The organism is Inquilinus sp., from assembly GCF_057815775.1.
The window spans coordinates 1-13,160 of record NZ_JBYRFX010001135.1 but is presented as its reverse complement, the minus strand read 5'-3'; the positions used below and the strand labels follow the sequence as shown (position 1 = coordinate 13,160).

The window sequence follows — 13,160 nt, the reverse complement described above, 5'->3', positions numbered from 1 at the left end:
CGGCTGGGCCCAGCCGAGATGTTCGCCGCCATCCAGCGCGATCATCTGCCCGGTCATCGCCTTGGCCGACAGGATGAAGCGGATGGTGTCGCAGATCTCCTGCGGCGTGGTCGCCCGGCGCAACGGCACGGCATCCCATTGCCGGGCGAAATGCTCTTCGGTCTGGCGGTCGCTCTTGACCGTCGGGCCGGGGCCGATGCCGTTGACCCGGATCTTCGGCGCCAGCGCCTGGGCCAGGGTCTGGGTCAGCGTCCACAGCCCGATCTTGGCCACGGTGTAGGACAGGAAATACGGGGTAGGGTTCCACACCCGCTGGTCGAGCATGTTGATGACGTTGCCCGGCCAATCCGCCGGCAACTGCCGTGCCAGCGCCTGGGTCAGCACCAGCGGCGCCCGCAGATTGGTCTCGACATGCTCGTCCCAGCTGTCCCGCGTCGCGGTCGCCACCGTGTCCATGCGGAAGGCCGAGGCGTTGTTGACCAGCAGCGAGACCGGGCCCAGCGCGGCGGCCTGGGGGATCACGGTCTCGACCTGGGCCTCGTCGCGCAGGTCGGCCTGGATCGCCAACCCGCGGACGCCGGCGGCCTCGATGTCCCGCAGCGTCGCGGCAGCCTCGTCGCTGGAGCTGTGCCAGGTGATCGCGACGTGCCAGCCCTGCTGCGCGAGATCGAGCGCGATGGCACGGCCGATCCGCTTGGCCGCGCCGGTGACCACGGCGACGCGTGGCTCGGCCCGGCCGGTCGGGGGCAGGGGGCGGTCCGGAGGGCTTGTCGTCACGGTCCCTTGCGGCGGCGGCCGCCCTTCTTCGGCCGTTCGGTCGGCTTGGCAATGGACATCGGGATGCCCTCCAGCGCCGCGGCATGGCCGTGCGAGCCGACGCGGGCATGGACGATCAGCCCGGCGCCGCCCACGTGTCTGGGGTCACCCACCTGTCCGGGGCCGCCCAGCCCCATCTCCGTCGCCTCCAGCCGGCGCAGCTCGTCGCGGATCCGCGCCGCCTCCTCGAACTCCAGATTGGCGGCGGCCTCGCGCATCCGCTTCTCCAGGTCGCCGATATGGTCCTTCAGCGACTTGCCGGTCAGGTGCTTGGCGCCGGCGTCACCGGTCGAGACCGTGACCCGGTCGCCGCGCTCATAGACGCTGTCGAGGATATCGCCGATCTGCTTCTTGATGCTTTCCGGCGTGATGCCGTTGGCCACGTTGTAGGCCTGCTGCTTCTCGCGCCGGCGGTCGGTCTCGCCGATCGCCGCGGTCATGCTGCCGGTCATATTGTCGGCATACAGGATGGCGCGGCCTTCGATGTTGCGGGCGGCGCGGCCGATGGTCTGGATCAGCGAGGTGCGGCTGCGCAGGAAGCCTTCCTTGTCGTCGTCGAGGATGGCGACCAGCCCGACCTCGGGCAGATCCAGCCCTTCGCGCAGCAGGTTGATGCCGACCAGCACGTCGAACACGCCGAGCCGGAGGTCGCGGATGATCTCGATTCGCTCCAGCGTCTCGACGTCGGAATGGAGGTAGCGGACCTTGATGCCGGCCTCGGTCATGTACTCGGTCAGCGCCTCTGCCATCTTCTTGGTCAGGGTGGTGACCAGGATGCGCATGCCGCGGGCGATGACCTCGCGGCATTCGGCCATGACGTCGTCGACCTGGCTTGCGATCGGGCGGACGATGACGATCGGGTCGATCAGCCCGGTCGGACGCACCACCTGCTCGGCGAAGGCGCCGCCGGTCCGCTCCATCTCCCACGGGCCGGGGGTGGCCGAGACGAAGACGCTCTGCGGCCGCATCGCCTCCCATTCCTCGAACTTCAGGGGACGGTTGTCGCGGCAAGAGGGCAGGCGGAAGCCGTATTCGGCCAGGATGTCCTTGCGCGCCCGGTCGCCGCGATACATGCCGCCGATCTGCGGCACCATCACATGGCTTTCGTCGACGACCAGCAGGGCGTCCTCAGGCAGGTATTCGAACAGGGTCGGCGGTGGATCGCCCGGGGCGCGGCCGGTCAGGTACCGGGAATAGTTCTCGATCCCGGCACAGGCGCCCGTCGCCTCCATCATCTCCAGGTCGAACTGGGTGCGCTGCTCCAGCCGCTGCGCCTCCAGCAGCCGGCCGGTGGCGTTGTATTCCGCCAGGCGTTCCTTCAGCTCCTCGCGGATGCCCTTGATCGCCTGCAGCAGCGTCGGCTTCGGCGTGACGTAGTGGCTGTTGGCGTAGATGCGGACCATCTTCAGCGCCGCGAACTTCTCGCCGGTCAGCGGGTCGAACTCATGGATCGAATCGATCTCGTCGCCGAAGAAGGAGATGCGCCAGGCGCGGTCCTCCAGATGGGCCGGGAAGATCTCAACCGTGTCGCCGCGCACCCGGAAGGTGCCGCGGGCGAAGGCGGTGTCGTTGCGCCGGTACTGGATGTCGACCAGGTGCTTCAGCAGGGCCTGGCGGTTCAGCCGCTGCCCGGTCTCCAGCGGGATCGTCATCTCGCTGTACGATTCGACGTCGCCGATGCCGTAGATGCAGGAGACCGAGGCGACGATGATGCAGTCGTGCCGTTCGAGCAGCGCCCGGGTCGCCGCGTGGCGCATCCGGTCGATCTGCTCGTTGATCTGGCTTTCCTTCTCGATATAGGTGTCGGTGCGGGCGACGTAGGCTTCCGGCTGGTAGTAGTCGTAGTAGCTGACGAAAAACTCGACCGCGTTCCCCGGAAAGAAGCTCTTGAACTCGCCGTACAACTGCGCGGCCAGGGTCTTGTTCGGCGCCAGCACCAGGGTCGGGCGCTGCAGCTTCTGAATGACATGCGCCATGGTGAAGGTCTTGCCCGACCCGGTGACGCCGAGCAGCACCTGGTCGCGCTCGCCCTTCTCCAGCCCGGCCATCAGCTCGGCGATCGCCTCGGGCTGGTCGCCGGCCGGGGTGTAGTCCGACACGATCTTGAACGGGGTCGAGCGATCCTTCTCCGGCAGAGACGGGCGATGGATCACGACGGGGGAGAGCAGGGGTGCCGAGGTCATGTCGACAATATCGGTCCTGCGAGAGGGAAGGGGAAGGGCCGGCAGCAGCCGTGCCATCAGTCCTGCATGCTGAACATACCAGGAACAAGGCGTCAAGCCATGGCTGCGCCTGGTCGCTGCCGCTTTTTCTGCCAGGGCGTGTCGGCCACGGGCATACTCGTTCGTCCTCGGGAGGAAGAAGGAAAGACCCGGATGCTGTACGCCGTCCTTTGCTATCACAACGAAGCCGTGACCGAGGCCTGGAGCAAGGCCGAAGACGACACGGTCATGACCCGGCTGGCCGCGGTGCAGGAGCCGCTGGCCAGGCAGGGCAAGATCGGGCCCGTTGCCCGGCTGATGCCGACCACCGCCGCCACCACCCTGCGCAGCGGCGCGGGCGAGCCGCTGGTGATCGACGGCCCCTTCGCCGAGACGAAGGAGCAGCTGCTGGGCTTCTACACCTTCGACTGCGCCTCGCTGGACGAGGTGCTGGACATCGTGCGCGACCTCGCGACCGCCAATCCGGGGGGATCCTATGAGATTCGCCCGATCCGCATCTTCAAGCCGGGAACCGCTGGATCATGACCGACATCGCCTGGATCGACGCAGCCATCACCTCTGCCCGCCCCCAGGCGATCGGCGCCCTGCTGCGCTATTTTCGCGATCTCGACACGGCGGAGGAGGCGTTCCAGGACGCCTGCCTGCGGGCGTTGAAGACCTGGCCGGAAAAGGGGCCGCCGCGCGACCCCGCGGCCTGGCTGATCTTCGTCGGCCGTAACGCGGCGCTCGACACCGTCCGGCGCGGCAAGCGGCAGGAGCCGCTGCCGCCCGACGAACTGCTGTCCGATCTCGACGACGCCGAGGCCGACATGGCCGACCGGCTGGACGGCAACCAATACCGTGACGACATCCTGCGGCTCCTGTTCATCTGCTGCCATCCGGACCTGCCGGCGACCCAGCAGATCGCCCTGGCGCTGCGCATCGTCTCCGGCCTTTCGGTCAGGCAGATCGCCCGCGCCTTCCTGGTGGGCGAGGCGGCGATGGAGCAGCGCATCACCCGGGCCAAGGCCCGCGTCTCCGCTGCCGACGTGCCGTTCGAGACGCCGGGCGCGCCGGAGCGGGCGGGCCGGCTGGCGGCCGTCGCCGCGATGATCTACCTGGTGTTCAATGAAGGCTACACCGTCAGCAGCGAGGAAGCGCCCTTGCGCGCGCCGCTGTGTGACGAGGCGATCCGCCTGGCCCGGCTGCTGCTGCGGCTGTTCCCGGCCGAGCCGGAGGTGATGGGCCTGGCCGCCCTGCTGCTGCTGCAGCATTCCCGCGCGCCGGCCCGCTTCGACGGCAACGGCAGCATCGTGCTGCTGGAGGAGCAGGATCGGACTCTCTGGAACCGCGCCATGATCTGCGAGGGGCTGGCGCTGATCGACAAGGCGATCCGCCACCGCCGCCCCGGCCCATACCTGGTGCAGTCGGCGATCGCGGCGCTGCACGCCCGCGCTGCGCGGCCCGAGGACACCGACTGGGCCGAGATCGACCTGCTGTACCAGACGCTGGAGCGGTTGCAGCCCTCGCCGGTGGTCACGCTCAACCGGGCCGTCGCCGTCTCCAAGCTGCGAGGCGCGCAGGCGGCGCTGGCGATGATCGAGCCGCTGGCGCCGCGTCTGTCCGGCTATTTCTACTTCTTCGGGCTGAAGGGGGGGCTGCTGCAGCAGCTCGGCCGCTTCGACGAGGCGCGCACCGCCTATGACCAGGCCATCGCGCTGGCCGGCACGGCGGCGGAGGCGGCCCATATCCGGCTGCACCTCGACCGGCTGCAGCAGGACGCCGATACGGGCGCCGCAGTCTGATCGTCGAATTTTTTCGGTAGGGTCCTGTCGGGACGCCGGTCCCGCAACCGTCCTAGGGACATGCAGGCCGCCACCCGGCCGCCGCAGCGACGGGAGAAGGACCATGGATCACAATACAATCAACGCCGAAGCCGAGATCCGGGCGCTGATCGATGCGCGGGCCGCGGCCCTGCGCGCCAAGGATGCCCACGCCATCGTCGCACAGCAGGCCGCGGACTTCACGATGTATTCCCTGGCGCCGCCGCTACGGGCCACCGAAGCCGATGTGGAAGGCCTGGAGGGCTGGTTCTCCACCTGGCAGGGGCCGCTCGACTACGAGATCCGGGACCTGGACGTCTCGGTCGGCGGCGCCGTCGCCTTCTGCCACGGCTTTGCCCATCTCGGCGGCACCAAGGTCGGCGGCGAGGCCCAGGGCCTGTGGCTGCGCCTGACGTTGGGCCTGCGCCGGATCGATGGCGGCTGGAAGATCACGCATGAGCACGAATCCGTCCCTTTCTACATGGACGGCAGTGTGCGGGCGGCGGTAGACCTCACTCCCTAATCGTTGAGGGAGCTCGATGTGCCGGGTGGAAGACTCTCAAAACCTGATCCGCATCGGAGGGATCGCGTGCTCAAGACCATCGTGCTTGTCGTCGTTGTCGCGGTCTTGGGCATCCTCGGCCTGGCAGCGACAAGGCCGGATGATTTCCGCGTCCAGCGCAGCGTCAGCATCAAGGCGCCGGCGGAGAAGATCATCGCCCTGATCAACGACTTCCATCGCTGGGCCGACTGGTCGCCCTACGAAAAGCTCGATCCCGCCATGCAGCGGACCCTGAGCGGCGCCGAAGCCGGCCCCGGCGCGGTCTATGAATGGTCCGGCAGCGGCAAGGTCGGTGCCGGACGCATGGAAATCCTGGCGGCCACGCCGTCGCAGATCGTGATCAAGCTGGATTTCATCAAGCCGTTCGAAGGCCACAACATGGCGACCTTCACGCTGCAGCCGAAGGACGGCGGCACCGACGTCACCTGGGCCATGTCCGGCCCGACCCCGTTCATCGCCAAGATCATGGGCCTGTTCTTCGACATGGACACCATGATCGGCAAGGACTTCGAGACCGGCCTGGCCAACCTCAAGGCCCGGGCCGAAGCCTGAGCCGCCGGCGATGCGGGTGTCAGGCCGCCAGCCGCCGGGCCGGGTCGGTCCACAGGGCGACCAGGCCGGCTTCGACCGCGGCCGGCGCATCCGCCTGGCACAGGGTGCGGCGGGCCTCGCGCCGGTCCTCGGCCGAGGCCGGCCAGGGCGCCGCCTCGATATAGGCGGCCAGATGCTTGCGGAACACGCGCAGGCCGTGGAAGTCGCCATAGAAGGCCAGCGTTTCCTGGAAGTGCGCCAGGGCGATGGCCAGGCGCTGGTCGCGGCCGGGCTCGGCCAGGCCGTCACCAGGCTGGTCCAGCGCCGCCTCGATCGCCGCGGCGATCCACGGCTTGCCGGTGACGCCGCGCCCGATCATCACGCCATCGGCACCGGATTGCGTCAGGGCCTGCCGTGCAGCGGCGCCATCGACGATATCGCCATTGACCATCACCGGGACCGACACCGCGTCCTTCACGTCCCGCACCGCGGCCCAATCGGCCGATCCCTTGTAGAATTGGCAGCGGGTCCGGCCATGCACCGTGACCGCCCGGGCGCCGGCCGCCACCATGCGAACCGCGAATTCCGGCGCGTTGCGGCTGGCGTCGTCCCAGCCCAGGCGGATCTTCACCGTGACCGGGACGTCGACCGCGCCGGCTGCGGCCGCCACCAGGCGTTCCGCCAGGTCGGGGTCGCGCATCATGGCCGAGCCGGACTGCACGCCGGTGACCTCGCGGGCCGGGCAACCGAAATTCAAATCGATGATCTGTGCCCCGGCCGCCGCAGCCAGGCGGGCGCCCTCGGCCATCGCACCGACCTCATGGCCGATCAGCTGCATCACCATCAGCGGCAGTCCATCGCCCACCGCCGCACGCCGCACCACATCCGGCCGGCCGCGGGCGAATTCGGCGCAGGCCACCATCTCGGTCGCGACATAGGCGGCGCCCAGCCGCGATGCCGCACGCCGGAACGGCAGGTCGGACACCCCGGTCATCGGGGCGATCCAGACCCTTCCGGGAACCGTGACGGAATCGATCTTGAGCGTTTCGGGCATGGGGGCAGGCACCTTGACTGACGCCCTATCTAGGCGCTGGGCCCGGCCGCGTAAACCGCGCCGGCAAAAAAGCCGCCCCGCTGATGTCGATTCCGGACGCCGCCGACCGACCATCCGGTGTTCACTAACCCGATCCCTGCGAGGAGGCCGCGATGAAGTATCTGTGCCTGGTCTATCTGGAACAGCGGACCATGGATGCGCTGTCGCCTGCCGAAGGCGTGACGCTGACGCGCGACTCCCTGGGCTATGACGACGAGCTGACCCGCAGCGGCCACTACATCACCTCCAACGCCCTGCAATCGCCCGAAGCGGCCACCACGGTGCGGGTTCGCAACGGCCGGATCTCGACCACCGACGGCCCCTTTGCCGAGACCAAGGAGCATCTGGGCGGCTTCATCCTGATCGAGGCACGGGATTTGAACGAGGCGATCCAGGTCGCCGCCGGCATCCCGCTGGCCAAGCTGGGCAGCGTCGAGGTGCGGTCGATCAAGGAACTGCGATAGGCACGCCATGACCCCGGATCCGGCCGCGGCGATGCAGCCGGCGATCGACGCGATCTACCGCGCCGACTCCCGCCGCGTGCTCGCCACCCTGATCCGGCTGCTCGGCGACTTCGCCCTGGCGGAGGAGGCAGTGCACGACGCCTTCCGCGCCGCGGCGGAGCAATGGCCGCGCGACGGCATGCCGGCCAACCCCCGGGCCTGGCTGGTCTCGACCGGCCGGTTCAAGGCGATCGACGGGCTCCGCCGCCGCGCCCGGCTCGACGCCGCGCGGGCGGAGCTGGCGAAGCATCTCGACGACGAGGCCACGGAGGCGATGGAGCAGGAGGGCGAGGAGGTGGAGGACGACCGGCTGCGGCTGATCTTCACCTGCTGCCACCCGGCCCTGTCGCCGGACGCCCAACTGGCCCTGACCCTGCGCGAGATGTGTGGCCTGACGACGGAGGCGATCGCGCACGCCTTCCTGACGGCGGCGCCGACTATGGCCCAGCGCATCGTCCGGGCCAAGGCGAAGATCCGCGACGCCCGGATCCCCTATCAGGTGCCGGCGCGGGAAGACTTGGCCGACCGGTTGGACAGCGTGCTGCACGTCATCTACCTCGTGTTCAACGAAGGCTATTCGGCCTCCGCCGGCCCGATGCTGACCCGGGCCGACCTGTCGGGCGAGGCGATCCGGCTGGGCCGGCTGCTGGTGGAGCTGCTGCCCGAGCCGGAGGCGATCGGCCTGCTGGCATTGATGCTGCTGCAGGATTCGCGCCGGGCCGCGCGCAGTTCGCCGTCGGGCGACCTGGTGCTGCTGCAGGACCAGGATCGTTCGCTCTGGAACCGCGGCCAGATCGCGGAAGGGACGGCGCTGGTGCGGCGGGCGTTGGCGGGGCGGGAGGTCGGCGCCTATGCGCTGCAGGCGGCGATCGCGGCGGTGCATTCCGAGGCGCCGGACGCCGCATCGACCGACTGGGCCGAGATCACCGGCCTCTACGACCTGCTGGTGCAGGCCGACCCGTCGCCGGTGGTGGCGCTGAACCGCGCCGTGGCGGTGGCGATGCGCGACGGCCCGGCCGCTGGACTGGCGCTGATCGACACGCTGATGGGGCAGGGCGGCCTTGACGGCTACCACCTTGCGCATGCCGCGCGGGCGGACCTGCTGCGGCGGCTGGGCCGGAAAGCGGAGGCGCGGGCCGCCTATGAACAGGCGCTCGCCCTGGCGCAGCAGGAGCCGGAGCGGCGGTTCCTCAAGCGCCGCCTGGACGAGCTGGCGTAACCGTTAAGGCTTGGTCGGGTCCGGCACCGCGATGGTGCCGTCGGCGATGGCGCGGCGGGCGGTTTCGACCGCCTGTTCCATCGACTTGGTCACCAGCGGCCGGTTGTTCTGGTCGATCGCCCAGCCGACCGCATGCTCGCGCACGCCGAGCGTGACCACGCCGGGGGCCCAGCTGCCGGCCCGCATGTCGTCGAGCGACCGCAGCACCGCGATGTCGACGCGCTTCAGCATCGAGGTCAGGATAGTGCCGGGCACCACGCCGTTCTGGTTGCCGTCCACGCCGATGGCCAGCTTCTCCGCATCGCGCGCCGCCTGGAAGACGCCGAGATTGGCCTCGCCCGCCACCGCGAAGACCACATCGGCACCGCGGGCAATCTGGTCGTGGGTGACCTGCGCCGCTGCGGTCTTGTCGTGGAAGGCGGCCGGGTCGGTGCCGACATAGTCGACCAGGGTGGTGATCTCGGGCCGCGTCGCCTTGGCCCCGGCGGTGAAGCCGTCGGAGAATTTGTGCATCAACGGGATGTCGTAGGCGCCGACGAAGCCGATCGTCCCGCTCTTCGAGGCCAGGGCGGCGAGCACGCCGACGAGATAGGCGCCCTCCTGCTCCCGGAACACGATCGACCGGATATTGGGCCCGTCGGCGACGCCGTCAACCAGGACGAAGCTGGTCTCGGGGTGCGCTGCGGCCGCGGCGGCCACGGGCTCGGCATAGTAGTAGCCGACGGCGATGATCAGGTTGGCGCCCTGCTGCACCATCCCGGCCGCCGCTGCCGCGAAGTCGGCGACCTGGTGGATCTCGGCTTCGAGATATGCTTCACCGGTCTCGTTGCGGAAGAACTCCAGCGCGTGGAAAGCACCTTCGTTGAAGCCGCCGTCGCGCTTCTCGCCCAGGGCATAGACCACGCCCGCCTTGACCGGCACCTCGCCTTCGGCCGTGTGCATCATGCGCTCGTCCGGATCGGCAGCCGCCATCACCGACAGGCCGGCGATGGCGAGGCTGACGCTGGCGAGAAGGCGGCGTCGATCAAGCAGCATTTCCGTCTCCGGACGGCAGGGGCAGTGTCGGGCAGGCCTGAAGGGCGGCCGCGCCGTGGCCCCGGAGATGGACGCGTTAAGGTTCGGTTACAAGAGCATGCTCTGCAATGGAGTTGTGCTCCAGGGGTGTGAAATCGCCTCGGGCATTTTTCAACGAATTCTTCGCGTTCCGGCCGGAATTCCGATTCAGACTGGCCGGTCTTTCAACGCGACCAGTTGGATCCCGGCTTTCTCCAGCCGATCCCGGATCTTCCGGGCGATGCCGACGGCGCCCGGCGTGTCGCCATGGACGCAGATCGTGTCGACCGGCACCGGCACGCGCTTGCCGTCGCGGCTGGTGATCGCCTGTTCCTCGACCATGCGCAGCACCCGTTCGGCCGCGACATCGGCATCGTGGATCACCGACCCGGCGATCCGGCGCGGGGTCAGCGTGGCGTCGTCCTCATAGGTGCGGTCGGCGAAGACCTCGCGCACGACGGGCAGACCCAGCTCCACCGCCGCGCGCTCCAGCGCCGTGCCGGGCAGCACCATATAGGCCAGGGTCGGGTCGACCGACTGGATGGCACGGCCGATCGCCAGCGCCACGCTGTCGTCGACCATCGCCACATTGCTCAGCGCGCCATGCGCCTTCACATGGGTGACGCGGTGGCCGACCGCCTTGGCCATGCCCTGGATCGCGCCGATCTGGTAGACGGTCTGCGCCTCGATCGACTCCGGCGTCTCGCCCTGGATCACCCGCCGGCCGAAGCCCCAGAGATCGAGGAAGCCGGGATGGGCGCCGATGCCGATGCCACGGTCGCGGGCCAGGGTCAGCGTCCGCCGCATCACGATCGGGTCGCCGGCATGGAAGCCGCAGGCGACATTGGCCGAGGTGACGATGTCCAGCATCGCCGCGTCGTCGCCCATCTCCCAGGCGCCGAAGCCTTCGCCCATGTCGCAGTTCAGATCGACGCTCGCCATTCCCATGACTCCCAATTCTCGACCGATGCTTCCACCAGCCCTATTAGACCGCAACCTCGGGCGTGTCGGCGGCCTTGAGCTCCAGCGCCGCCTTCAGCAGGGCCTGGGTGTAGGGGTGCTGCGGCGCCTCGAAGATCTGCCGGGCCGGCCCGTGTTCGACCACCTTGCCGTTCTTCATCACGATCACCTCGTCCGACAGGGCACGGACCACCTTCAGATCGTGGCTGATGAACAGATAGGCCAGGCGGTGCTTTTCCTGCAGCCCGCGCAGCAGGTCGACGATCTGGGCCTGGACCGACATGTCGAGCGCCGAGGTCGGTTCGTCCAGCACCACGAATTTCGGCTTCAGCACCATGGCCCGGGCGATGGCGACGCGCTGGCGTTGGCCGCCGGAGAATTCATGGGGGTAGCGGTGGCGGCTGGCGGGGTCGAGGCCGACCTCCTCCAGCGTCGACACGATCATCCGCTCGCGCTCGGCCGCGGAGCCGCCGATGCCGTGGACCTTCAGCCCTTCCTCGATGATCTCCGCCACCGACATGCGCGGGCTGAGCGACCCGTAGGGGTCCTGGAACACGATCTGCATCTCCCGCCGCAACGGGCGCATGTCGCGGAACTGCAGCCCCTGTAGCTCCTTCTCGCCATAGCGGATCGAGCCTTTGCTCGAGATCAGGCGCAGCAAGGCGAGGCCGAGCGTGGTCTTGCCCGAGCCGCTTTCGCCGACCACGCCGACGGTGTGGCCCTCGCGCACCACGACATCGATGCCGTCCACCGCCTTCACATGGTCGACCACCCGGCGCATCACGCCTGATTTGATCGGGAACCAGACCTTGATCTTGCTGGCCTTCAGCACTGTGCGGGCATCAGCCGGGGCGGGGGCGGGGTTGCCCTTGGGTTCGGAGGCGAGCAGCCGCTGGGTGTAGGGGTGCTGCGGCGCGGTGAAGACGCCCTCAGTCTCACCTTCCTCGACGATCTCGCCCTTGTTCATGACGCAGACCCGGTCCGCCATCTTGCGGACCACGCCGAGGTCGTGGGTGATCAGCAGCAGCGCCATGCCGAAGCGGGCCTGCAGGCTCTGCATCAGCTCCAGGATCTGGGCCTGGATGGTGACGTCCAGCGCCGTGGTCGGCTCGTCGGCGATCAGGATGTCCGGCTCGTTGGCCAGGGCCATCGCGATCATCACCCGCTGGCGCTGGCCGCCCGACAGCTCATGCGGATAGGCGCCCAGCCGCTGCTCCGGGTTCGGCAGGCCGACCAAGTGCAGCAGCTCCAGCACGCGAGCTCGGGCCTTGGCCTTGCCCATGCCCTTGTGGATCGATAACACCTCGCCGACCTGTTTCTCGATCGGATGCAGCGGGTTCAGCGAGGTCATCGGCTCCTGGAAGACCATCGCGATCTTGTTGCCGCGGACCTCGCGCAGCACCTTTTCCGGCGCGCCCAGCAGCTCCTTCCCGCGATAGCGGATGCTGCCGCGCGGGTGGCGGGCGCTGGGATAGGGCAGCAGCTGCAGCACCGACAGGGCGGTGACCGACTTGCCCGACCCGCTTTCGCCGACCAGCGCCAGGGTCTCGCCCCGGTCGAGATGCAGCGACACGCCCTTCACCGCCGGCACCGCGCCGCCGGGCACCTGGAATTCCACCGCCAGGTCGCGGATCTCAAGCAGCCTTTCGCCAGGGGTCGTAATGTCAGTCATGGCGTCTGGGCCTTGCTGTCGAGGGGCGGCGGAGCCGTCGGCGCCGGGGCGGAGGGGGCCGTTGCCTTGCGCGGGTCGAAGGCGTCGCGCATCGCCTCGCCGATGAAGACGAGCAGGCTGAGCAGGATGGCGAGCGAGAAGAAGGCGGTGAAGCCGAGCCACGGTGCCTGCAGGTTGGCCTTGCCCTGGCTGACCAGCTCACCCAGCGACGGCGACCCGGGCGGCAGGCCGAGGCCGAGGAAGTCCAGCCCGGTCAGCAGGCTGATGCCGCCGGTCAGGTTGAACGGCAGGAAGGTGATCGTCGCCACCACGGCGTTGGGCAGCACATGCTTCCACATGATCACGCGGTCGGGCTGGCCCAGCGCCCGGGCGGCGCGGACATAGTCCAGGTTGCGGGCACGCAGGAACTCGGCCCGCACCACGCTGACCAGGCTCATCCACTCGAACAGCAGGAAGATGATCAGCAGGGTCCAGAATCCCGGCACGAAGATCGAGGACATGATGATCAGCAGGTAAAGCTGCGGCATACCGGACCAGATCTCGATCACCCGCTGGAAGATCAGGTCGGTCCAGCCGGCGAAATAGCCCTGCACCGCACCGGCGAAGATGCCGATGATCGAGGCGAAGAAGGTCAGGGTCAGGCCGAACAGGATCGAGATCCGCAGGCCGTAGATCAGCCGGGCCAGCACGTCACGGCCCTGGTCGTCGGTGCCCAGCCAGTTGATCG

13 protein-coding genes are annotated in these 13,160 nt (G+C 68.8%); 6 read left to right on the top strand and 7 right to left on the bottom strand.

The genetic code is table 11. The features are described 5' to 3' along the window. On the bottom strand, positions 1-777 hold a 777-nt coding region (locus AC3XYG_RS40425), incomplete at its 3' end, for an SDR family oxidoreductase (protein ID WP_489145568.1). After that, positions 774-2,999: an excinuclease ABC subunit UvrB gene (gene uvrB, locus AC3XYG_RS40420; RefSeq protein WP_489145567.1), complete on the bottom strand. Its 2,226-nt coding sequence runs from the start codon at positions 2,997-2,999 to the stop codon at positions 774-776. The genes uvrB and AC3XYG_RS40425, both read right to left, overlap by 4 nt. A 192-nt stretch (positions 3,000-3,191) precedes the next feature. Here uvrB and AC3XYG_RS40415 point away from each other — a divergent pair, with 192 nt between their 5' ends. The 4 genes from AC3XYG_RS40415 to AC3XYG_RS40400 all read left to right on the top strand — a co-directional run bounded on the left by AC3XYG_RS40415 (position 3,192) and on the right by AC3XYG_RS40400 (position 5,954). Next, positions 3,192-3,563, top strand: a complete 372-nt coding sequence (locus tag AC3XYG_RS40415) for a YciI family protein (protein WP_489145566.1) — start codon at positions 3,192-3,194, stop codon at positions 3,561-3,563. Next, on the top strand, positions 3,560-4,822 hold the full coding sequence (locus AC3XYG_RS40410) for an RNA polymerase sigma factor (protein ID WP_489145565.1): 1,263 nt from the start codon (positions 3,560-3,562) through the stop codon (positions 4,820-4,822). The genes AC3XYG_RS40415 and AC3XYG_RS40410 overlap by 4 nt, the downstream gene beginning before the upstream one ends. Positions 4,823-4,925: 103 nt before the next feature. After that, positions 4,926-5,363, top strand: a complete 438-nt coding sequence (locus AC3XYG_RS40405) for a YybH family protein (protein ID WP_489145564.1) — start codon at positions 4,926-4,928, stop codon at positions 5,361-5,363. Between the two features lie 66 nt (positions 5,364-5,429). After that, positions 5,430-5,954, top strand: a complete 525-nt coding sequence (locus AC3XYG_RS40400) for an SRPBCC family protein (protein ID WP_489145563.1) — start codon at positions 5,430-5,432, stop codon at positions 5,952-5,954. A 19-nt stretch (positions 5,955-5,973) separates the two neighbouring features. Here the strand turns inward: AC3XYG_RS40400 and dusB are convergent, their stop codons facing one another. Beyond that, positions 5,974-6,987, bottom strand: coding sequence for a tRNA dihydrouridine synthase DusB (gene dusB, locus AC3XYG_RS40395; protein WP_489145562.1), 1,014 nt, complete (start codon positions 6,985-6,987; stop codon positions 5,974-5,976). A 152-nt stretch (positions 6,988-7,139) separates the two neighbouring features. Between dusB and AC3XYG_RS40390 the strand changes: the two genes are divergently transcribed. Next, positions 7,140-7,490 (top strand): YciI family protein, encoded by a 351-nt coding sequence (locus tag AC3XYG_RS40390; protein ID WP_489145561.1) that lies wholly within the window; start codon positions 7,140-7,142, stop codon positions 7,488-7,490. Between the two features lie 7 nt (positions 7,491-7,497). Continuing rightward, complete coding sequence (locus tag AC3XYG_RS40385) at positions 7,498-8,748, top strand: RNA polymerase sigma factor (protein WP_489145560.1); 1,251 nt, start codon at positions 7,498-7,500, stop codon at positions 8,746-8,748. Between the two features lie 3 nt (positions 8,749-8,751). Here AC3XYG_RS40385 and AC3XYG_RS40380 read toward each other — a convergent pair whose 3' ends face one another. From AC3XYG_RS40380 to AC3XYG_RS40365, 4 genes are all read right to left on the bottom strand, one after another. Next, positions 8,752-9,783, bottom strand: a complete 1,032-nt coding sequence (locus AC3XYG_RS40380; RefSeq protein WP_489145559.1) for a BMP family lipoprotein — start codon at positions 9,781-9,783, stop codon at positions 8,752-8,754. 186 nt (positions 9,784-9,969) lie between these two features. Then, entirely contained in the window at positions 9,970-10,743 is a 774-nt protein-coding gene (locus tag AC3XYG_RS40375; protein ID WP_489145558.1) for a LamB/YcsF family protein, read from the bottom strand. Positions 10,744-10,786: 43 nt separating this feature from the next. Next, entirely contained in the window at positions 10,787-12,433 is a 1,647-nt protein-coding gene (locus AC3XYG_RS40370; RefSeq protein ID WP_489145557.1) for an ABC transporter ATP-binding protein, read from the bottom strand. Next, positions 12,430-13,160, bottom strand: a 731-nt coding sequence (locus tag AC3XYG_RS40365) for an ABC transporter permease subunit (protein ID WP_489145556.1), incomplete at its 5' end; no start/stop codon positions are given. The genes AC3XYG_RS40370 and AC3XYG_RS40365, both read right to left, overlap by 4 nt.